This window comes from Streptomyces sp. NPDC050732 (assembly GCF_040654255.1).
Classification (GTDB): Bacteria; Actinomycetota; Actinomycetes; order Streptomycetales; family Streptomycetaceae; genus Streptomyces.
In genome coordinates this window covers 97571-118663 of sequence record NZ_JBFAHP010000028.1, presented here as the reverse complement: position 1 = coordinate 118663, position 21093 = coordinate 97571, and the positions used below count along the sequence as shown (strand labels likewise).

General features: G+C 70.4%; 22 protein-coding genes and 1 pseudogene. 18 read left to right on the top strand and 5 right to left on the bottom strand.

Annotated elements, in window-relative coordinates; translation table 11 throughout:
- Positions 1–105: 105 nt before the first annotated feature.
- Positions 106–1413 (bottom strand): amino acid deaminase, encoded by a 1308-nt coding sequence (locus AB0H82_RS24865; protein WP_362996223.1) that lies wholly within the window; start codon positions 1411–1413, stop codon positions 106–108.
- A 128-nt stretch (positions 1414–1541) separates the two neighbouring features.
- Between AB0H82_RS24865 and AB0H82_RS24860 the strand changes: the two genes are divergently transcribed.
- From AB0H82_RS24860 to AB0H82_RS24845, 4 genes are all read left to right on the top strand, one after another.
- Positions 1542–2624, top strand: a complete 1083-nt coding sequence (locus AB0H82_RS24860; RefSeq protein WP_362996221.1) for a sugar kinase — start codon at positions 1542–1544, stop codon at positions 2622–2624.
- The gene (locus AB0H82_RS24855) at positions 2621–3397 is read left to right on the top strand and encodes an IclR family transcriptional regulator (protein ID WP_362996219.1); all 777 of its coding nucleotides are present in this window, start codon (positions 2621–2623) and stop codon (positions 3395–3397) included. The genes AB0H82_RS24860 and AB0H82_RS24855 overlap by 4 nt, the downstream gene beginning before the upstream one ends.
- A 7-nt stretch (positions 3398–3404) precedes the next feature.
- Positions 3405–3815 (top strand): RidA family protein, encoded by a 411-nt coding sequence (locus AB0H82_RS24850; protein WP_362996217.1) that lies wholly within the window; start codon positions 3405–3407, stop codon positions 3813–3815.
- 115 nt (positions 3816–3930) lie between these two features.
- Entirely contained in the window at positions 3931–5421 is a 1491-nt protein-coding gene (locus AB0H82_RS24845) for a gluconate:H+ symporter (protein WP_362996215.1), read from the top strand.
- A 67-nt stretch (positions 5422–5488) separates the two neighbouring features.
- On the opposite strand, the gene AB0H82_RS24840 is transcribed toward AB0H82_RS24845, so the two are convergent.
- The 3 genes and pseudogenes from AB0H82_RS24840 to AB0H82_RS24830 form a co-directional block, all read right to left on the bottom strand.
- A complete protein-coding gene (locus AB0H82_RS24840; RefSeq protein WP_362996213.1) occupies positions 5489–5680 on the bottom strand; it encodes a hypothetical protein in 192 nt (63 codons plus the stop codon).
- Between the two features lie 23 nt (positions 5681–5703).
- Positions 5704–6120 (bottom strand): annotated as a pseudogene (locus AB0H82_RS24835) (Scr1 family TA system antitoxin-like transcriptional regulator); the annotation flags it as partial.
- Between the two features lie 558 nt (positions 6121–6678).
- Positions 6679–8022 carry a M14 family metallopeptidase gene (locus AB0H82_RS24830; RefSeq protein WP_362996212.1) on the bottom strand — a complete coding sequence of 448 codons (1344 nt, stop codon included), beginning with the start codon at positions 8020–8022 and terminating at the stop codon, positions 6679–6681.
- Between the two features lie 305 nt (positions 8023–8327).
- Between AB0H82_RS24830 and AB0H82_RS24825 the strand changes: the two genes are divergently transcribed.
- From AB0H82_RS24825 to AB0H82_RS24760, 14 genes are all read left to right on the top strand, one after another.
- Complete coding sequence (locus AB0H82_RS24825; RefSeq protein WP_362996210.1) at positions 8328–9659, top strand: Nramp family divalent metal transporter; 1332 nt, start codon at positions 8328–8330, stop codon at positions 9657–9659.
- A gap of 81 nt (positions 9660–9740) precedes the next feature.
- Positions 9741–10652, top strand: a complete 912-nt coding sequence (locus tag AB0H82_RS24820; RefSeq protein WP_362996208.1) for a hypothetical protein — start codon at positions 9741–9743, stop codon at positions 10650–10652.
- Between the two features lie 105 nt (positions 10653–10757).
- The gene (cpaB, locus tag AB0H82_RS24815; RefSeq protein ID WP_362996207.1) at positions 10758–11468 is read left to right on the top strand and encodes a Flp pilus assembly protein CpaB; all 711 of its coding nucleotides are present in this window, start codon (positions 10758–10760) and stop codon (positions 11466–11468) included.
- A gap of 10 nt (positions 11469–11478) precedes the next feature.
- On the top strand, positions 11479–13092 hold the full coding sequence (locus AB0H82_RS24810; RefSeq protein ID WP_362996205.1) for an AAA family ATPase: 1614 nt from the start codon (positions 11479–11481) through the stop codon (positions 13090–13092).
- Between the two features lie 35 nt (positions 13093–13127).
- Entirely contained in the window at positions 13128–13451 is a 324-nt protein-coding gene (locus AB0H82_RS24805) for a TadE/TadG family type IV pilus assembly protein (protein ID WP_362996251.1), read from the top strand.
- Between the two features lie 60 nt (positions 13452–13511).
- Entirely contained in the window at positions 13512–14849 is a 1338-nt protein-coding gene (locus tag AB0H82_RS24800; protein ID WP_362996203.1) for a CpaF family protein, read from the top strand.
- Positions 14846–15793, top strand: coding sequence for a type II secretion system F family protein (locus tag AB0H82_RS24795; RefSeq protein WP_362996201.1), 948 nt, complete (start codon positions 14846–14848; stop codon positions 15791–15793). The genes AB0H82_RS24800 and AB0H82_RS24795 overlap by 4 nt, the downstream gene beginning before the upstream one ends.
- Positions 15794–15827: 34 nt before the next feature.
- Positions 15828–16718, top strand: coding sequence for a DUF5936 domain-containing protein (locus AB0H82_RS24790; RefSeq protein WP_362996199.1), 891 nt, complete (start codon positions 15828–15830; stop codon positions 16716–16718).
- 308 nt (positions 16719–17026) lie between these two features.
- A complete protein-coding gene (locus tag AB0H82_RS24785) occupies positions 17027–17245 on the top strand; it encodes a hypothetical protein (RefSeq protein ID WP_362996249.1) in 219 nt (72 codons plus the stop codon).
- Positions 17242–17847, top strand: a complete 606-nt coding sequence (locus AB0H82_RS24780; protein ID WP_362996247.1) for a pilus assembly protein TadG-related protein — start codon at positions 17242–17244, stop codon at positions 17845–17847. The genes AB0H82_RS24785 and AB0H82_RS24780 overlap by 4 nt, the downstream gene beginning before the upstream one ends.
- 32 nt (positions 17848–17879) lie before the next feature.
- Positions 17880–18494 carry a hypothetical protein gene (locus tag AB0H82_RS24775; RefSeq protein ID WP_362996197.1) on the top strand — a complete coding sequence of 205 codons (615 nt, stop codon included), beginning with the start codon at positions 17880–17882 and terminating at the stop codon, positions 18492–18494.
- Positions 18495–18497: 3 nt separating this feature from the next.
- On the top strand, positions 18498–19148 hold the full coding sequence (locus AB0H82_RS24770) for an OmpA family protein (protein ID WP_362996195.1): 651 nt from the start codon (positions 18498–18500) through the stop codon (positions 19146–19148).
- A gap of 16 nt (positions 19149–19164) precedes the next feature.
- The gene (locus tag AB0H82_RS24765; RefSeq protein ID WP_362996193.1) at positions 19165–20004 is read left to right on the top strand and encodes a methyltransferase domain-containing protein; all 840 of its coding nucleotides are present in this window, start codon (positions 19165–19167) and stop codon (positions 20002–20004) included.
- A 28-nt stretch (positions 20005–20032) separates the two neighbouring features.
- Positions 20033–20404: a helix-turn-helix domain-containing protein gene (locus tag AB0H82_RS24760; RefSeq protein WP_362996191.1), complete on the top strand. Its 372-nt coding sequence runs from the start codon at positions 20033–20035 to the stop codon at positions 20402–20404.
- A 211-nt stretch (positions 20405–20615) separates the two neighbouring features.
- Here the strand turns inward: AB0H82_RS24760 and AB0H82_RS24755 are convergent, their stop codons facing one another.
- Positions 20616–20993: a DUF192 domain-containing protein gene (locus tag AB0H82_RS24755; protein ID WP_362996245.1), complete on the bottom strand. Its 378-nt coding sequence runs from the start codon at positions 20991–20993 to the stop codon at positions 20616–20618.
- Positions 20994–21093: the final 100 nt, after the last annotated feature.

Sequence of the window (21093 nt, the reverse complement as noted above, 5' to 3'; positions counted from 1 at the left end):
TTGTTTTTTTGTTCTTTGTGCTTGATCGCGTGTGGGGGGGGGGGGGGCCCCCCCCCGGTGTCCGCCGCGGAGCGGCGGGTCAGTACACCCCCCAAGACCCCCCGGTCAGAAAAACGTGCGGACGTAGGACCCGACCGCCCCGTCCCCCTCCACCACCGGAATCAGCTGCCACTTGTCGAACACCGTGCACGGGTGCGACAGGCCCATGCCGACCCAGTCGCCCACGGCGAGCTCCGCCTCCGGCGAGGTGCGCAGCCACCCGTGCTGGTCGGAGAGGCCGGTGACGGTGACCCCGGTCGCGGGGCGCTCCACGCCGTCCCGGCGGACGACCTGCGCCACGGGCAGGTCCAGGTCGTACGCCGCGTCCCGCTTGCCCGCGTTGATGAACGCCTGCTCCGCGGAGGGCCGCGACACGACCTGCGCCCAGAGCCGGAAGGCGGGCTCCAGCGCACCCTCCTCCGGGACGCGGTTGAAGGGCGTGAGATGCCGGTAGTGGCCGTCGTCGTGGGAGACGTACGCGCCGGAGCGAAGCAACTTCAGGACGGGCAGCGACAGTTCGGGGACCTCCGCGAAGACCGACGCCACCGCGTCGAACCACGCGCTGCCGCCCGCGCTGACCACGACCTCCGGCAGGTCCGCGAACCGCCCCGCCTTGTCGAGGCCGACGAGGAGTGCGACGAGGCGGCGCAGCCACGCCGTGACGTTCCCGGTCGACGCCTCCGGCACCTCGCCCTCGTACCCGGCGACGCCCACGAGCCGCAGCGTGTCCGCGGCGGCGACGGCGTTGGCGATGTCGAAGCACTCGGCCTCGGTCCGCACACCCGTGCGCGCCCCGTCGCCCGCGGCCAGCTCGATGACCACGTCGACCGGGCGGCTCGCGCCCGCCTCGCCGAGCGCGGCGTGCATCAGTTCGACGCCGCGTACGGAGTCGACGTAACAGATGAAGCGGAAGGAGGGGTCGGAGTCCAGCTCGCCCGCCAGCCACCGCAGCGCGGCCGCGTCGACGAGTTCGTTCGCGAGGAAGATCCGTGAGGTGCCGAACGCCCTTGCCACGCGCACCTGGTGGGGCACGGCGAGCGTGATCCCCCACGCCCCGCGCTCCAGCTGCCGGGCGAAGAGCTGCGGGGCCATCGACGTCTTGCCGTGCGGCGCGAAGGCGAGGCCGTGGCGCTCTGCGTACGTCTCCATGAGGGCGAGGTTGTGCTCAAGGCGCTCGGCGGAGAGCGCGAGGACCGGGGTGGTGAAGCCGCCGGTGAAGAGGTTCCTGCGCTGGGCCGCGAGCTCGCCGACGGTGAGGCCCGCCGCGTCCGGCGGCAGCCCCTTGAAGCGGTGGTCGACCCGCTCGTCCGCGAGCGCGGCGAGCCGGGCGGCGGCTGAATCGGCGGGACGTTCGACGGCGTCGTCGGCGGCCATGGGCGCCTCCTCCAGAGGTGCGTTGCAGCATGTGCAACAGTCATTGCGTATGTCGCTGACTGCTGTCTAACATCCGAGCCAACGCCGGGTCAACGGATCCGGAGAGTCGGTTGAGGGGCTGGAAGATCGTGACCGCAGAGGAAGCCGCACGGCCCGCCGAGGGGACGACCGCCCACGCGGCGGTGGACGTCGTCGCGCTCGGCGAGTCCATGGTCACCTTCCTGCCCGCACGCCCCGGGCGCCTCGCCGACGTGCCCTCCTTCGACCGCGGGATCGGCGGCGCCGAGTCCAACGTCCTGTGCGCGCTCGCCGCCGCCGGGCACACGACGCGCTGGGTCAGCCGCGTCGGCACCGACGGCTTCGGCGACCACCTCGTCGAGACGATCGCCCGCTACGGAGTCGACACCTCCGCTGTGGCCCGCGACCCGCACCGCCCCACCGGCATCTACTTCCGCACCGCCGACGACCGCGACACCGACACCCACGAGGTCGTCTACTACCGCGCGGGCTCCGCCGCCTCCGCCATGTCACCGGCCTCCATCGACGAGGACGCCCTCACCGCGGCCCGCATCCTGCACCTGTCGGGCATCACACCCGCGCTCTCCGCCGACTGCCTGGGCCTCGTACGCCACCTCTGTGCCCGGCGCGCCGACCGCGGCCCGCTCGTCTCCTTCGACGTCAACCACCGCCCGGGACTGTGGAAGGGCGCCCCCGAAGGGCCAGCGGTCCTGCTCGATCTCGCCCGCGGCGCCGACCTCGTCTTCGTCGGCGAGGACGAGGCCGCGACGGCCTGGGGCGTGACCGGGGGCCCTGACGCGGTCCGCGCCGCCCTGCCCGAGCCCGCCACCCTCGTCGTCAAACAGGGCAGCCGCGGCGCGACCGTCTTCCGGCACGGCGAGGACCCCGTCTTCCAGGCCGCCCTGCGCGTCGACGTCGTCGCGCCGGTCGGCGCCGGGGACGCCTTCGCCGCCGGATTCCTCTCCGCCACCCTGCGCGGGCTGCCCGCCGCACACCGCCTGCGCCACGGCCACCTGATGGCCGCCGCCGCGCTCACCGTCCCCGGCGACCTCGCACCTCCCCCCGCCCGCGCACACGCCGACCGCCTCGCCGACCTGGACGACGCCGCCTGGGGGACACTTCGTCTCGGCCCCGGCTGGACCGATCACGCCCCGGACGAAACCGAGGCCGACGAGGAGGTACGTACCCCATGAGCCAGACCGTCGACCGCGCGCTCTCGATCCTGCCGCTGCTCGCCGAGGGCCCCGCCGACCTGGGCCAGGTCGCCGACCGGCTCGGGGTCCACAAGTCCACGGCGCTCCGGCTCCTGCGCACCCTCCACGAACACGGTCTCGTCTTCCGCCAGACCGACCAGCGCTACCGCCTCGGCGCGCGCCTCTTCGCGCTCGCCCAGGAGGCCGTCGAGAACCTCGACGTGCGCGAGATCGCCCACCCCCACCTCCTCGCCCTCAACGAGAAGTGCGGCCACACGGTCCACCTCGCCGTGTACGAGGACGGGGAGGTCCTCTACATCGACAAGGTCGAGAGCCGCTATCCGGTGCGGATGTACTCCCGCATCGGCAAGCCGGTGGCCATCACCGTCGCCGCCGTGGCGAAGCTGCTGCTCTCCGACTTCCCGGAGGCCGAGCGCCGCGCGATCGCGGAGAAGCTCGACTACCCCACCTACACGTCCCGTTCGACACCCAACGCCGCTGCCTTTCTCCGGGAGCTGGACAAGGTGCGCGAACAGGGCTGGGCCACCGACCTCGGTGGCCACGAGGAGTCCATCAACTGCATCGGGGCCCCCATCCGCGGTGCGGACGGGCGTGTCGTCGCCGCCATGTCGGTCTCCGCGCCGAACGTCGTCGTCACCGCCGAAGAACTCCTCACCCTCCTCCCGCTGGTGCGCCGCACGGCGGACGCCATCAGCCGGGAGTACTCCGGCGCCGCGCCCGATGCGAAAACCGTCCCTCTCAAGGAAGCCTGATCAGCGAATGACCGAGAAGACCGCACTCACCCCGGCCACCCACACCACCCCGCCCGCGAAGTTCTCCCACGGCGTGAAGAAGGGCAACATCCTTCAGGTCGCCGGCCAGGTCGGCTTCCTCCCCGCCGAGGAGGGCAAGGCCCCCACCCCCGCGGGCCCGACCCTGCGCGAGCAGACCCTCCAGACCTTCGCCAACGTCAAGGCGATCCTCGAAGAGGGCGGCGCCACCTGGGACGACGTGATGATGATGCGCGTCTACCTCACGGATGTGGACCACTTCGCGGAGATGAACGAGATCTACAACGCGTACTTCGAGGAGCAGGGCCTGAAGGCCCCCGCCTCTGCCCGTACCACGGTCTACGTCGGGCTCCCGGCGGGCCTGCTCATCGAGATCGACGCGCTCGCCGTCCTGAGCTGACCCACATCACCACCCCGCAAGCCGTACGTCGTCACGGCACGGCGCCTCACCCGCACGAGGCGCCGTGCCGCGATCCCCCCTGCTCCGAAAGCCCCATGCACTTACGAGGTCAACGATGTCCCCGTCCCACACCGCCGTGCTCGCGGCCGCCCCCGCCGCCGAGGCGCCACCTCACACCGGCGGTCTCCTCGCCCTGATCGACGGCACGGCGGGCCTGCTCACCGTCGCCGCGCTCGGCATCCTGCTCCTGCTCTTCCTGATCATCAAGGTCAGGCTGCAGCCCTTCGTGGCGCTCCTCGCGGTCTCCATAGCCGTCGGCCTCGCGGCCGGCCTCTCCGTCACCGAACTCTTCGGCACGGTCCAGAAGTCCGACGCCGTCTCGGTCATCGAGTCGGGCATGGGCGGCATCCTCGGCCATGTGGCGATCATCATCGGCCTCGGCACGATGCTCGGCGCGATCCTCGAAGTCTCCGGCGGCGCCGAGGTCCTTGCCTCCCGCCTCCTCGGGCTCTTCGGCGAGAAGCGCGCCCCCCTGGCCATGGGCCTGACGGGCCTGATCTTCGGCATCCCCGTCTTCTTCGACGTCGGCATCTTCGTCCTCGCGCCGATCGTCTACGCCGCCGCCAAGCGCAGCGGCAAGTCGATCCTCCTCTACTGCCTCCCCCTGCTCGCGGGTCTCTCCATGACCCACGCGTTCCTGCCCCCGCACCCCGGCCCGGTGGCCGCCGCCGGTCTGCTGAAGGTGGACCTCGGCTGGGTCATCCTGATGGGCATCGTCTGCGGCATCCCCGCCGTCCTCGCCGCCTGGGTGTTCTCCGCGTGGGTCGGCAAGCGCATCTTCGTGCCCGTTCCGCAGGACATGGTCGAGGCCGCCGAGGAAGCGAAGGCGGCGGTCGTCGCCGAGCAGCGTGCGGCAGGTGTGGAGCCGCGCGAGAAGCCGGTGCCGCTGGGCATCGTCTTCGCGATCATCGGAACGCCCCTGTTCCTGATCCTCCTCGCGACCTTCTCCTCGATCGCCTTCGATCCCTCGACGTTCCGCTCGGTCATCGAGTTCTTCGGCAGCCCGTTCGTGGCCCTGACGATCGCCCTGCTCATGGCGTACTACCTGCTGGGCATCCGGCGAGGCTGGTCCCGCAAGTCCCTCGAAACGGTGTCGACTTCGTCCCTCAAGCCGGTCGGCAACATCCTGCTCGTGGTCGGCGCCGGCGGGATCTTCGGCGCGGTCCTCAAGGCGAGCGGCGTCGCCGGGGCCCTCTCGGACACCTTCCAGGACGTGGGCCTGCCCATCATCGTCCTGGCCTACCTGCTCTCCCTGGTGCTGCGCGTCGCCCAGGGCTCGGCGACGGTCGCGATCGTCACGACCGCCGGCATCGTCGCCCCCCTCCTCGCCGAGGGCGACCACTCCCAGGCCTTCGTCGCCCTGGTCATCATGGCGATCTCGGCGGGCTCCATCTTCGCCTCGCACGTCAACGACGGCGGCTTCTGGATGGTCGCGAAGTACTTCGGCATCAGCGAACGGGACACGCTGAAGACGTGGACCGTACTGGAGTCGGTGCTGTCGGTGGCGGGGTTCGCGGTGGCGGCTCTGGTGAGCCTGTTCGTGTAGCGCGTACGTGGATGGGGGGAGGCGTCCGGCAGTGCTGCCGGGCGCCCCCCATTGTTCGCGGTGCTCGCTAGAGGAGGTGGTCGGCCTTGCCGGCTTTGATGTCGTGGATGAGGGTGAGGAGGGCTTCGCGGGTGTCGGTGAGGTAGTGGTCCTCTTGGCCGGCGATGGTGATGTAGGCGTTGCCGGTGGCGTCGGTGCCTATGCGGAAGCAGGAGTTTCCCTCGCCGCAGAAGGGGTCTTCCCAGTTGATGTCGGGCATCGGAACGTCTCCTCAGAGTTGGCCTGCTCGGACTTCTTCAGCAGGTGTTCGAGTTGGGCGCGCGCCACATCCCGGCCGCCGAACTGCATGCGCAGAGCGGCCTCGTGGACGAGGGCTACGAACTCGGGTGGGCTGTCCCCTTCCAGGACCTGCTGACGCTCCACGCGATGAGCGAGGCGCAGGGCGACCTCGTGCGGTGGAAGTTCCGGGATCACGACACGGAACAGCGCCAGCGCATGGTCCGAGGTCTGGAGCAGGCCGGGGATGTGCACGGTGTATGCGGCACGCATGCGTACGGCGTAGAACTCCAACTCCGCGATGTCCAGCAGGGCTTGAGGGAGCGATTCGCGGTACTTGTCCCACCAGCCTCGTTGGCCCGGCTGGGCCATGTCCGCCAGTGCGTCGACGTACATCTTGTCCCGGCACTCGCAGCCGCTCAGGGGCGGTGTTGGGGTGCGGCGGGACCGCTGGTTGGGGGGCGTATTGGCCGTTCGGGGGGGCGTGCGGCATACGCATTCGCAACTTTCCCAAAGTAGGTCCCCGGGCGGCGGCCTCTCCCTCCCGGCCTCGCCCTTTCGGCCTGGCGACGCATTGCATGTGAATGGGGGCGCGCGGCCTCCCGGTTCACTACTTTTCCAAAGTAGGTGCCCGGCTGCCGGGCTGGACGGGTGGCGGGCGCTGGGTTGTGCCGGCGCATCGTTCGTGAGGGCCGCCGCCCACGTTGGGCCGGTCCGCACCCGGCAGCGAAAGCCGATGACCCATCCCAGCGATCCCGTCGGCCCCACCCCTGGCCGTCCGGGTCAAAGTCTGCGTGCGGTGGAGGGGCGGCAGTCAAGGGTGGAGCGAAGCGGAATCGGCGGAGCCGACGCGCAGCGCAGCGGAGTGCCCTTTACTGGCGGCCCGGAGGCGCCACACTCCGCAAAAAACCGGGCGGCCCCGGTGCCCGCCAACGACACCGGCCCACCGAAGTCTCCGGGGACTCCGGTGGGCCGTAAGTGTCAGGCCGTGCAGTACTGCTGTTCCTTGCCGATTGAGCGGTACATGCAGTCCGAGTTCTCCAGGAGTTGCAGGACCGCGTCGCGGTTGCGGGACGTCTCCCGCTCGATCACCTCGTCGGGCGGGTAGAAACCGCCGCCGCCGGCGGACGACGGATACATCTCGAAGGTGTAGCTGAAGATCTTCTGGCTGCCCCACAGCCAGTCGTTGATCGACCCGTCCGTGATGTAGAGGTCGCTGGACTGCTGGGGCGTGTAGCCGTTGCTCGCGGCCATCTTCCGGCCGACGGTGGCGTGCGCGTCACGGTCGTCCTGGGTGAGGCCGGGGCCCGTGTCGCTGTACGTGTAGCCGTACGGCCACAGGACCAGTTCGCTGTACGTGTGGAAGTCGATGGACGCCCTGATCTGCTGCTTGCCTCCGACGACACGGCTGCGGACGAAGTTGGAGACGACCTTCACCTCGGGGGCGGACTCGGCGCTCGGGCCGCGGTACGTCTCGGAACCCGTGCTGCCCGAGGAGCCGCCGCAGCAGCCCCAGCGGTAGGCCCAGTTGCGGTTCATGTCGGTGCCGACGTTCGACGAACCGGCGTTCGGCTGACGGTTCTTGCGCCAGCTGCGGTAGGAGCCGGTCGCGATGTCGTACTCGCCGCCGTCCGGGTTCAGGTCCGGCACGATCCAGATCTCGCGCTCGTCGACCATCTTCTTGACCCGGGCGTCGGTGGCGTAGTCGTCGCCCAGTTCGCGCAGCAGGTAGAGGGCCATCTCCACCGTCAGGTGCTCGCGCGCGTGCTGGTGGTGGGTGAAGAGGACCTCGGGCTCGGCCTCGTCGGTGCCGACGTTGTCGCTGATCTTGATGGCGACGATGTCCCGGCCCTGGTAGGACTTGCCGATGACCCGCTTGCTCATGAGGTTCGGGTGGGCCGCGACGCGCTGGTCGATCGCCGCGGTCATCTCCGCGTAGTTGTGGTAGCGCGAGTCGGCGGGCGGGAAGTCCTTGGCCTCCACCGGATTGCCGTTCGTCCGCTTCGGGGGCCCGGCCAGCGGCTTCAGCTCGTAGCCGGCCTTCCGGAGCGCCGCGGCCTCGGCGGCGTCCGCCGAGACGACCACCGCGTGGGCGTCGGCCTCGTCGATCGAGACGCCGGTGCGGGCGAGCGCGGTGCGCGCGGCGCGGTCGTCGCGCAGCGGGATCTCGTACTGGCGTGTTTCCTCGTCCGCGGCGGTCGCCGCGGAGCGCGGGGCCCGGTCGGCGTCGCCCGACGAGGCGTTGGCGGTGAGGGGGGCCGCGAGGGTGAGGGCGAGCAGGGCCGCGAGGGCGGCGGATCTCCTGCCGCGTATGCGGAGTCGCATGAAGTCTCCTCAGGGGTGGGGGGGTTGTTCAGTGCGACGTGCGGGGCACTACGTCGGGGTACGACGTGCGATGCGACGTGCGAATGCGTCGTGCGAATGTGACGTACGGGTGCGTCGTGTGAATGCGTCGTGCCGCATGGCGTGCGGGGCGACGCGCGGGCCCATCGTGCGCGCGTGGCATGGCCCCGTCAACGCTGTCTTTGGCCAATCCGTGCGGGGGCGCGCGCCCCGGGCGCGAAACCGGAGAGGGCTCGGCCCCCCGACGACCCCTTGTGCCCCGGCCGTCCATGCGCTTTCTTGATCGCATGGCTGAAACCACAGGCAGCGCCACCGGCACGGGCGACGCGGCACCGCGGCCGCGCAAGTCGAGCTGGAAGTACATCGGCCCCGGCATCGTCGTCGCGGCGACCGGCGTCGGCGCGGGCGACCTCGTAGCGACCCTGATCGCGGGCAGCAACTTCGGCTACACGCTGCTGTGGGCCGCCGTCCTCGGCTGCGTCGTCAAGATTTCGCTCGCCGAGGCGGCGGGGCGCTGGCACCTGGCCACCGGACGCACCCTCTTCGACGGCTGGGCGAGCCTCGGCCGCTGGACGACGTGGTTCTTCGTCGTCTACGTCGTGATCTGGGGGTACGTCTACGGCGCCGCCGCCATGTCGTCGTCCGGGCTGCCGCTCCAGGCGCTCTTCCCCGACGTCATGGAGCTCAAGTGGTGGGGCATCCTCACCGGGCTCGTCGGCCTGGTCTTCGTCTGGTTCAACAAGTACGCCGTCTTCGAGAAGGTCATGACGGTGCTCGTCGGCATCATGTTCGTCGTCACCGTCTACCTCGCCGTCCGCGTCACCCCGCACCTCGGTGACGCCTTCGCGGGCCTGCTGCCCGTGCTGCCCGACGAGAAGGACTCGGTCCTCAACACGCTCGGCCTGATCGGCGGCGTCGGCGGTACCATCACCCTGGCCGCGTACGGCTACTGGGTCAACGCCAAGGGCTGGACCAACACCGGCTGGATGAAGGTGATGCGGCTCGACAACCGCGTCGCGTACATCACCACCGGCATCTTCGTCGTCTCCATGCTCTTCGTCGGCGCCGAGCTCCTGCACTCGGCGAACGTGGCGATCGCGAGCGGCGACAAGGGACTCGTCCAGCTCTCCGACATCCTGGAGAAGGAGTACGGCGACGCCACCGCCAAGCTGTTCCTCGTCGGCTTCTTCGCCACGTCGTTCACCTCGCTGATCGGCGTGTGGCACGGCGTGAGCCTGATGTTCGCGGACTTCGTGGAGCGCTACCGCAAGCAGCGCGTCGGCGCCGGGAGCCAGGCGCTGACCGGCGAGGAGGTGGCGTCCGGCACCCACGAGAAGTCCGTGCCGTTCCGCGCGTACCTGCTGTGGCTGACGTTCCCGCCGATGATCCTGCTCTTCCAGGGGCAGCCGTTCCGCCTCATCATCATCTACGGCGTCCTGGGCGCGGCCTTCATGCCCTTCCTCGCCCTCACCCTGGTCTGGCTCCTCAACTCCGCGCGCACCCCGCGGGAGTGGCGCAACGGCTGGCTCAGCAACGGCATGCTGACCATCGCGGGACTGCTCTTCCTGGTGCTGTGCGTCAAGCAGATCACCGACCAGGACTGGAGCAGCTTCTTCTAACTCATGAACAGTGGGAAGTTGGGTGTTGAGGCACCCATGACGTGGATATGGTGCTGAGGCAGGAGTGCACGAGGACCGGGGGTGTACGCGTTGCCGACCGCCATAGCCGTCACCGGACCCGACCTCGTGCTGCCGTCACCCGACCGGCACACCCCGTCGGCCGCCGTCCTCCAGTCGGCCGTGCAGTCCCCGCGCACGTACTCGCTCGATCAGGCGCTCACCGAGATGCACACCCTCATCGAGCACCACGGGTACGTGATCGCCCTCTGCCCGTCCTCCGCGCCCGCCTCCGTCGCCCAGCGCCTGCACGCGGTCCGCTCGGTCCTTGAGAGCGACCGCATCGCCGTCGTCCGCTCCGACCTGCCACCGCTCGGGCTCGCCGTACTCGCCCTCCAGTTACGGCAGTTGTCCATCTGCGACTTCAGCCCCGGCGTCCTGGCCTCCGCCGCCCGCCTCCTCTCCCACTACATCCACGCGGGCGCCCTGCTCGGCTCCGTCACCCGGCTCGACCGGGTCCCCGTCACCCTCCAGTCGCACGCCAAGTCGTGGGTCCCCGGCACCCAGTTCGCCGTCCTCGCCACGCCGCGGCCCGAGCTGGTGAAGGTCTCGGGCGGCGACGAGGCGCACCTGCCGGGACCCGGATTCGGTACGCGGATGCTCTACGCCACGGGCAAGCTGGCGCCCGGCTGGGTGACCGGCACGCTCGCCCCCGCCTGGCAGTCCCAGGAGGTCACCGAGGCCCGGCTGCCCGGTGAGTCCGCGCGCTGGTGGGCCACCGGCAGACTCGTCGAGTTCGCCGCCGCCATCCCCGACATCTCCGTCCTCTACCAACTGGTGTCGTCCGTCCGCCGCGACGACTGCCACTGGTGCGGGCTCGAACTCATCGGCGACCGCTGCGCGTTCTGCGCCGCCCCGCTGCCCCCGCCCTCCGAACGCCCCTCGCAGCGCACCCTCGCGCACGGCGTCACCGCCCTGCCGCGCGGCGCGACCTAGGCCAGGACCGACCGACCCAGCACCTCGTACGCGACCGACGACCGCACGTGCGCCACCCCGCTCACTGTCCGTAGCCAACCGCATTCGATCGAGGTAGTCCGGCCCATGAACTCTCGCCAGCGCCGCGGTGTCATCCTGCTGATCCTGTCGGTCCTGTGCGCGATCGGCGCGTTCGCGGGGGTCCTCTCGGTGATCCGCGACGCCAACTCGAAGGTCGGCCCCGAGGTGCCCGCGTACAAGCTCAAAGAGGACATCGCGCCCTACAAGGAACTGACCGCCGACCAGTTCGAGAAGGTCGAGATGCCCGAGCGGTGGCTGTCCGACAACGCGGTCACGGACCTGGGCCGGATCCGCGGCAAGATCGCCGTCACCCAGCTGCGGAAGGGCTCGCTGCTCCAGTCCGACATGATCGTCGGCCGTCCCGAACTCGGCCCGGGCCAGCAGGAGATCGCCATCATGATCGACGCGGCGACCGGCGTCGCCGGCAAGATCACACCGGGTTCGAAGGTCAACATCTACGCCACCTTCAAGGGCGAGACCGACAAGGCGAAGGACCAGTCCAAAGTCATCGTGGAGGGCGCCAAGGTGCTCGACGTCGGCAAGCTCACCCCGCTCGAACCCGACCAGGACGACCGCACGCGCCGCAGGGCCACGGAGGCGGTGCCGATCACCTTCGCCCTCGGCACGGCGGACGCGCAGCGCGTCGCGTACGCCGAGTCGTTCGCCACGCACGTCCGGCTCGCCCTCGTCGGCGCGGGCGGCGACGCGACGGTCCCGCCGCGTGACCGGACGTACACCCTCGACGAGGACAAGTAGGAGGTCTCGGATGACCACTCGGATCCTCCCGGCCGTCGGCGACATCGACGCGGCCCGCGCGCTGTCCATCCTCACCGGTCAGCTGCCCGACACCGAACCCGCGCCGCCCGTCACCGACTCCACGGCGCTGCTCGACACCCTCGCGCGGCTCGCCGCCGAGTCCGTCGATGAGCTGCCCGAGGTCGTCCTCGTCCACGAGCGGATCGGGCCTGTCCCGGCCCTCGACCTGATCCGGGACCTCGTCCTGCGCTTCCCGGCGGTCGGTGTCGTCCTGATCACCGCCGACACCAGCCCCGGACTCCTCACCGCCGCCATGGACTCCGGGGCGCGCGGCATCGTCGGCCTCCCCCTCGCCTACGACGCCCTCGCCGAACGCGTCCAGGCCGCCGCCTCCTGGTCCACGGGCATGCGGCGCCACCTCGGCAACGGCAGCGGCGGCCTGGAGGTGTACGCGGGCGCCGGACCGGGGACCGGCACCGTCGTCGCGGTCAGCGGAGCCAAGGGCGGCGTCGGGACCACCGTGACGGCCGTCCAGCTCGCCCTCGCCACCGCCGCCTCCGGCCGCTCCGTCGCCCTCCTCGACCTCGACCTCCAGTCCGGGGACGTCGCCTCCTACCTCGACGTGCAGTTCCGGCGCTCCATCGCCGACCTCGCCGCCATCTCCGACATCACGCCCCGCGTCCTCCAGGACGCCGTCTACACCCACGAGACCGGCATCGGCCTCCTTCTCGCCCCCGCCGACGGCGAGCGCGGCGAGGAGGTCACCGACCGCGTCGCCCGCCAGACCATCGGCGCCCTCCGCGCCCGCTACGACGTCGTGGTCGTCGACTGCGGCGCCTACGTCACCGGGGCGAACGCCACCGCCGTCGAACTCGCCGACCAGGCACTGCTGCTCGTCACCCCCGACGTCGTCGCCGTCCGCGCCGCCAAGCGCATGGTGCGCCTCTGGGACCGCCTCCAGATCCGCAAGGCCGAGGAGACCGTCACCGTCGTCAACCGGTACGGCAAGGGCACCGACATCCAGCCCTCCCTCGTCGAACGCGTCACCGGCACCCGGACGGCCCGCTCCACCGTGCCCGCCGGCTTCAAGGAACTGCAGGCCGCCGTCGACGCGGGCCGCATGCAGGACCTCGACAGCCGCTCCTCGGTGAAACAGGCACTGTGGGGCCTCGCGGGCGAACTGGGCCTGGTCGAGGCGGACCCGCCGGCCGGCGGCGGCAAACGCGCGCTGTCCCTGCGCAGAAAGGCGGCGGGCGGCGACCGGGGCGCGGTCACCCTCGAATTCGCCGGGATGTTCCCCCTGCTGCTCGCGGTCATGGCGATCCTCTGGCAGTGCGCGCTGTACGGCTACACGTACTCCCTCGCCGGGAACGCGGCGGACGAGGCGGCGCGGGCCGCCACGGCGGCGTACGCGGCGGGGGAGGGCGCGGCAGGCGCCTGCGACGCCGCGGCCCGCGAACACCTCCCCGACGCCTGGCAGGACGCGTCGGTGGAGTGCACGGACGCGGGCACGGTCTGGAAGGCCCGCGTCTCGGTGGACGTACCCGTGTTCTTCCCGGGCTTCGACGCCGGATGGCGCGTGGACGGAAAGGCAGGCGCGGCGAAGGAGGGGGAGGACGGGTGAAACGGCCGCGCAGGTGGGACGACCGGGGCGTATCCATGCTGGAGTTCGCCGGATTCCTGCCCATCCTCCTGATCATCGGCCTCGCCGCGATCCAGCTCGGCCTCGTCGGCTACGCCGCCAACCAGGCCGGCTCCGGCGCCCGCGCTGCGGCCCGCGCGGCCTCGCAGGGCGACTCGGGGGAGGCGGCCGGGGCGGCGGCCATGGACGGGGGCCTGACCTCCTCCATCGGCGTCAGCCAGGGCGGTACGACCACGACGGCCACCGTGGAGGTCCAGGTCCCGACGCTGCTCCCCTTCGTGGACACGGACTGGAGCGTCACCAAGGAGGCCACGATGCCGAACGACGACGACGCCGACTGAACCCGCGTACAGCTGACCGAGCCCGAACCCACGTACGGCAGAACGAGGTTGAAGGACGACATGAGCCTGCGCGACCGCGTGGCCCCCACCCGCCAGACCGAGCCGAGCCGCGACGACGGCCTCGTCGCCGTCTACCGCTCCAAGCTCCTGGAGGAGATCGACCTCGCCGAGATGTCGTCGCTCGCGGCGGCGGACCGCCGCGTCCGCCTGGAGCGCGTCCTCGGCCACATCATCAGCCGCGAGGGCCCCGTCCTCTCCACCTCCGAGCGCGCCCAGCTGATCCGCCGCGTCGTCGACGAGGCTCTCGGACTCGGCGTCCTTGAACCGCTCCTCGCCGACACCTCCATCACGGAGATCATGGTGAACGGCCCCGACTCGATCTTCGTCGAGCGCGCCGGGCGGGTGGAGCAGCTCCCCCTCCGCTTCGCCTCCAACGAGCAGCTGATGCAGACCATCGAACGCATCGTCTCGACGGTCAACCGCCGCGTGGACGAGTCGAACCCCATGGTCGACGCCCGTCTGCCCACCGGCGAGCGCGTCAACGTGATCATCCCGCCGCTCGCCCTGACCGGCGCCACCCTCACGATCCGCCGCTTCCCGCGCGCGTACACGCTCCCCGAACTCATCGGCCTCGGATCGCTCGACGAGCACATGCTGATGCTGCTCGCCGCGTTCGTGCGGGCCCGCTTCAACCTCATCGTCAGCGGCGGCACCGGAACCGGCAAGACCACACTCCTCAACGCCCTGTCCGGGCTGATCCCCGCCCACGAGCGCATCATCACCATCGAGGACTCGGCGGAGCTCCAGCTCCAGCAGGAGCACGTGATCCGCCTCGAATCCCGGCCGCCCAACGTCGAGGGCAAGGGCCACATCACCATCCGCGACCTCGTCCGCAACAGCCTCCGCATGCGCCCCGACCGCATCATCGTCGGCGAGGTCCGCGGCGGCGAGACCCTCGACATGCTCCAGGCGATGTCGACAGGACACGACGGCTCGCTCGCCACCGTCCACGCCAACACGGCGGAGGACGCCCTCATGCGCCTCCAGACCCTCGGCTCCATGTCGGAGGTCCAGATCCCCTTCGAGGCCCTGAAGGACCAGATCAACTCGGCCGTCGACGTCGTCATCCAGCTCGCCCGGCACGGCGACGGCTCCCGCAAGGTCGCCGAGATCGTGCTGCTCGTCTCGCGCGGACGCCAGCAGTTCCGCATCGTGCCGGTCACCCGCTTCGTGCCGTACCCGCTCGGCGCCGACCGGACCGTCCACGGTCACTTCGAACACCTGCCGCTGCCGCGCGAGATCGCCGACAAGCTGTACGTCGCGAACGAACCGGTGCCGCCGGCGTTCGGCGTGGCGGAGGCCATCGACGTACTGGACGCAAGGGACGCGATCGGATGAACGACCCCGCCCTCCTCGCCCTGGGCGCCACGATCCTGACCGGCACGCTCGCGGTCGCGGGCGTCCACACGTACGCGTCGGGCCGCGCCCAGCGCCAGGCCCTGGTCGACCGGCTCGCGCTCGGCCCCGGCACGGGGGACGGCGGCCCGCACGGCCGCGCCCGCCGCTTCGCCGCCGTCGACCGCAGGCTGCGCCGCACCCGCCTTGGCCGGTCGATCCACCTGCGCCTGTCCTCGACGGGACTCGACCTGACGGCCGGCGAATTCTTCACCTACGTCGTCGCGGTCGTCGCCGCCCTCTGGCTGATCGCGGCGGCGACCCTGGCCCCGTTCTTCGGCCCGATCGCCGGCGTCGTGGCCATATGGGGAGCGACCGCCTTCCTCAACTGGCAACGCCAGAAACGCATCGAGGCGTTCATCAACCAGCTCCCGGACGTGGCCCGCATCCTGGCCAACGCGACGGCGGCGGGCCTGGCCCTGCGCACGTCCCTGGCGATGGCGGCGGAGGAACTGGAAGCACCGGCGGGCGAGGAACTCTCCCACGTGGCAGACCAGTTGACGCTGGGCCGCTCCATCGACGACACGCTCGGCGAACTCGCGGAACGCCTCCCGTCCCGCGAGCTGATCGTCCTGGTCACCACCCTCGTCCTCTCCAACAAGGCGGGCGGCACGGTGGTCAACTCCCTGCGCAACCTCACGCAGACCCTGGAGGACAGGAAAGAGACGCGGCGCGAGGTCCGCACGATGCTGTCGGAGGTCCACGCGACGGCGTTCACGGTCCCGCTGCTCGGCCTGGGCTCCCTGCTCCTCATCAACTCCTCGAACGAGGGAGCGCTGGCGCGCGTGACCGGCTCACCCCTGGGCCAGACGCTGATCCTGATCTCACTGGGCCTGTACGGCGTCGGGTTCTTCGTGATCAGACGCCTGGGAAAAATCGAAGTGTAGGACAGGCCTGGAGAGGTCTAGGAGGGGAGATACGTTGCTGGGCTTGCTGTTGGCGGCCGCGATGGGACTCGCCGTGGCCGGCGTCTGCCAGGGCGTCCGCATGTACCGCGCGGACGCCAAGCTGCCCTCCGACCTGGCCGTGGCCCTGGAGGTCGGCGCGACCCGCGTCTCGGCTGCGGGCTCGGCGGTGGACCGCCTGGGCATGCGCTTCGCGCCCCTGGTCCTGCGCGCCATGGGCCCGAAACGGGTCGACGCCAAGCGCCGCAGGATCGACATGGCGGGCAACCCGGGCGGCCTGACGATAGACCGCTACGCGGCGCGGCGGGCGGTCTACGGCGTCTTCGGCCTCGTCCTCGGCCTGGTGTTCTTCGCGAACGGCTCGCCGCTCTTCGGCCTGCTCACCCTCGTCTTCGGGGCGGTCGCGGCGGACGCGCTGATCTGGCAGGCGATCCGCGAACGCCGCGAGGTCATCGACCGCACCCTCCCCGACTTCCTCGACGTCCTCGCGGTCGTCGTCTCGGCGGGCCTCGGCTTCCGCCAGGCACTGGACCGGGTGGCGGAGCGGTACGAGGGGCCGTGGGCGGACGAACTGCGCATCACGCTCCGCCAGATGGACATGGGCGTCAGCCGCCGCCAGGCCTTCGACGAACTGCGCCGCCGCAACGCGTCCGAGCAGGTGGCCCAGTTCGTCTCCGCCCTCCAGCAGGGCGAGGAACTGGGCTCCCCGATCGCGGACACGCTGATCCAGATCGCGACGGACATGCGCCGCACGGACGCGCAGAACTCCCGCCGCAGGGCGGCGAAGACGATCCCCAAGGCGACGATGGTCACGCTGGTCTTCATGCTCCCGGCCACGATGATCCTGATCGCCTCGGGAATGTTCCTCGGTTCGGGTTCCGACTTCGGTTCGATTCTGGGGCGTTGAGGATGCGTGGGGGTGCGGTGGGTGCGGTGGGTGCGGTGCGGATTTCGGAAACATCGACTTCGCGAAAGCTCTTCGCGGCTGCAACTCGATGTGGGACAATCGGATCCGAGTTCACGGTTCGCGGGATTCGCGGGAGGGGACTTCGTGCATGGTGATCTCACCGAGGGGGAAGAGAACCCGCCAACTTGCGGGCCGGGCACCCCGGATACCGCATGCGTCGCGCAGAGTTGCTGCCGACGCACGCCGTGTGGCGTACGTTGCCTCTGACCACAAAGGGCGCGGTATCGGGTGGGAGAGAAGGGTCCGTCGTGCTGAAGGAACGCGTGCTCAATGTCTGGGTCTACTGGACGGTTTCCGTGGCGTCCCGGGTTCGGGGGAGGGAGCGGGATGCGGGGGCGGGGTTTGTGGAGTATGCGGGGCTGATGATTCTTATTGCGGGGATCTTCGTCCTGATCGACGGCTTGGGCCTCGACGGCCAGATCTCCGGCGCCATTCAGGACGCCGTCTCGGACGTGGTCGGCGGCTGAGGCACTGCCTCGGCCACGATGACAGAGGGCAGACGCTCCCCATCTACATCTGGTTGACGGGGATTCTGCTCTTTGTTGCTCTCGCGTTCTTTGCCTTCGCTCAGGCCGCATCCGCGCGAAACGGCGCGCAAACTGCCGCAGACGCCTCTGCCTTGGCGGCAGCCCAGGACGCCCGGGACGAACTCATGGACGGGCTCGGGCTGTCCATCGGTGAGGGTGACGACTGGCTGGACTGGCTGGCAGGCGACAAGCCCATGGGGGGCGGAGCCCAGGGCGCGGCGGAGGCACTGGCTGCCGACAACGACGCGACCGTCCTCGTCTCGCCCGTCGAAGTGAACGGATACCCGGGCTTCCGCGCGGAGATCGAGACCCTGTACACCGTCGGCGATTCGATCATCCCGGGTACAGAATCCAAGCATGCGAAGGCCGACGCCACCGCGATCATCAAACCGCGCTGCGACCTCACCCCGTCGTCGGACCCCGAGAAGGCCGTGGAGTTCGAGTGCGACGGTGGGGAATCCTTCGAAATCGATCCGGACGACTTCGAACTGGACGATCTCCCGGACGGTTCCGTGCTGTTCTCCGTCCAGCTGGCCGAGTGACAAGCGATCGACGAGAGAAGGAAGCCGTAGCGATGAATAGTCGGCGTACCTCGATGACCCGCAGGGCAATGACCGCTGTGGCGATCACGACTGGGCTGGTCTTCACGGTGGCCGGCTGCGGCGGTGGAGACGGTGAAGGTGACGGTGACAAGTCGGAGAAAAAGTCCTCTCCCACATCATCTGCCCAGCAGAGCGGGGGCGATGAGGAGAATGACAAGGGTGACGATGAGGCCCCCGCGACGGACGAGGTGTTGGCCGAAGTCAAGGGCGAGGAGAGCATCACGCTGACAGTCACGTCCGCTGTGCGTGACGAGGGAGGCTTCGTGACGGTCTCCGGAAAAGTGACGAACAATGGCGGCAGGTTCTGGGCGGCCGCCAACTGGCGCGGCGAAGAGCGGGAGCTGAACAAGAACGGCTCGTCCGTGGCAGGGGCGAGTCTGATCGACAACGAGGGCAAGAAGAAGTACCTCGTACTCCGGGACACGCAAGGCCGCTGCCTGTGCACCAAATTCACAGGCGGCGTAAAGCCGAGCCAGACAGCCGACTGGTACGCCCAATTCCCCGCCCCGCCCGAAGGAACCACCAACGTCACCTTCCAGGTGGGCGCCATGCCCCCCGCGCCCATCGAGATCTCCGAGGGCGAGTGACCCATGACCCGCCACCTCCGCCGCACCGCCGGCACCGCGGGCACCGCCACCCTCACCGCGCTGGCCCTGCTGCTCGGCCCCGCACCGAGCTGGGCCGACGACGACCCCCCCGCTCCCCCCGGCAGCACCACCACCTCCCCACCCCCCCAAGTCGACTCCAACAGTCCGGGGCTGAAGCTCGGTGACGGGGCCACGCTCGCGCCTGCCAAGGTGTTGGACATCAAGTCCGTCGTCGAGGATCTCGGCGGTGAGGAGCGGCGCGAGGACACCAACACGGACGTGAAGTTCGCGCTGCAGGCGGAGGTCCTGTTCCCCAAGGACAGCGCGAAGCTGAACCCGGACGCGAGCGCCCGGATCAAGGCCATCGCGGAGGAGGCCGAGGCACAGAAGGCCACGGACGTAAGGGTGTTCGGCTTCACGGACAACCTCGGGTCCTACGGCCACGGCAAGAAGCTCTCCCGTGAGCGCGCGGAAGCCGTCCACGACGAGCTGTCGAGCCACCTCGGCCCCGAGGTCACCTACTCCGTGCGCGGTTACAGCGAGGACTACCCCATCGCGGACAACGGCTCGGAGGAGGGTCGCAAGAAGAACCGCCGCGTCGAGGTCTCGTTCCCGCGCGGCGCGACAGAGGCGGACGTCCGGCCGGGCCGGTAAATGTCAGGATTGGCCCATGAGCGGCAGCAGCAGCGACAACAACAGCCCGGGCTCCGGGGCCACGGGCGCCCACGCCAGGGAACGCCCCTTCGACGACCTCCTCGCCGAAGCCGAGGCCGCACCCACCGAAGGGTGGGACTTCTCCTGGTTCGAGGGGCGGGCCACCGAGGCGCGGCCCTCGTGGCGGTACGCCGAGGCGATGGCGCGGCGGCTCGCGGAAGCCCAAGCGAGCCTCGACATCCAGACCGGCGGCGGCGAGGTGCTGGCCTCCGCCGCCACCCTGCCGCCCCTCGCCGTCGCCACGGAGGGCTGGCCCGCGAACGTCGCCAAGGCCACCGCCCTGCTGCACCCGCGCGGCGTCGCCGTCGTCGCCTCGCCCGAGGACGCGCCGCTGCCGTTCGCGGACGGGGCGTTCGACCTCGTCACCAGCCGGCACCCGGTCAAGGCCCACTTCGACGAGATCGCCCGCGTGCTGCGCCCCGGCGGCGCGTACTTCGCCCAGCACGTCGGGCCCGCCAGCGTCTTCGAGGTCGTGGAGTACTTCCTCGGGCCGCAGTCGGAGGAAGTCAGGAACGGCCGGCATCCCGACCTTGAGCGTGCCGAGGCCGAGGCGGCGGGCCTGGAGGTCGTCGACCTGCGGGCGGAGCGGCTGCGGATGGAGTTCCACGACGTCGGCGCGGTCGTCCACTTCCTGCGCAAGGTGGTGTGGATGGTCCCCGGCTTCACCGTGGCGGAGTACCGCCCGCGACTGCGCGAGCTGCACGACCGCATCCGGGCGGAGGGCCCCTTCGTGGCCCACAGCACGCGGCACCTCTTCGACCTCCGCAAGCCGGTACTGTCGACTGTCGATCGGTAAGTGAGCGTGCGGAGCAGAGGAGTTGGCCGTGCCGAAGGACAGTAAGCCGTACGCCTGCGGGCTCGACGCCGCGGTGGACGTCGTCGGCGGCAAGTGGAAGCCCATGATCCTGTGGGCGCTGCACTCGGGCAGGACGCTGCGCTTCGGCGAGCTTCGGCGGCATATCGCCGGTGTCAGCGAGAAGATGCTGATCCAGCAGCTGCGCGAGCTGGAGTCCGACGGCATCGTGCACCGCGAGGTCTACCGCGAGGTGCCGCCGAAAGTCGAGTACTCGCTGACCGGACTCGGCGAGTCCCTCAACGCGGCGCTGCTTCCCCTGGGGTTGTGGGGTGACGAGCACATGCAGCAGGTGATCGCGAACAAGGCGGGAGCCGGCAGCGCGTCGGATAGTGCGGCTTAGGCCCGCAATTGGGGCGGATCGCCGCAGGGTGCGCTCATGTCGCACTTCGGGACGTACGCACCGTAATGGAAGTCGTGATTCCGCATCGTTATCGATACTGGCTCGATCCGCCCCTGAACGTCGCGTAAGTTCAGACCAAGGCTAATTCGCGTGAGCAAACTCGCGCGGGCGGTGCCGCGCGGTGGAGGGGGCCGCGCGGCACCGCGAGCCGTCACCCGGCGCCGTCTCCCGCACCGCGCACGACGATCCGCGCACCCCGGCGTACGCCCCACCGGGCCATCGCCCCGGCCGCCGCCTCGATCACGTGCCGGGCCCGCGGCCGCGGCACTCCGATCCGGCCCGGCCGCATCGTCCGGACGGACAGCACACGCCACTCACGGTCGAGATACGCCACATCAATGGCGAACCGCATCCGCAGTGTGTGCACGCCGCTCGCCGGCGTCAGCAGGAGCGCCCCCTCCACGCCCGTGCGCCCGAGCAGCCCCCGGCGCCGCGCCCGCGCCGAGTCGGCGATCTCCAGCGGGATCTCCGCCGAAATCGCCGCCGGAGTCCCCGGCGGGACCTCCGGCGGGGGAGCCGAGACCGTCATCGTCGCCATGCCCGTGAAATTAGCGGTTCGGCGCTCCGGGGCGTCAAGCGCGTGAAGCTCGCGGGGGTCCCCCTCTCGGAGTACCGCCACGCCCGGCCGA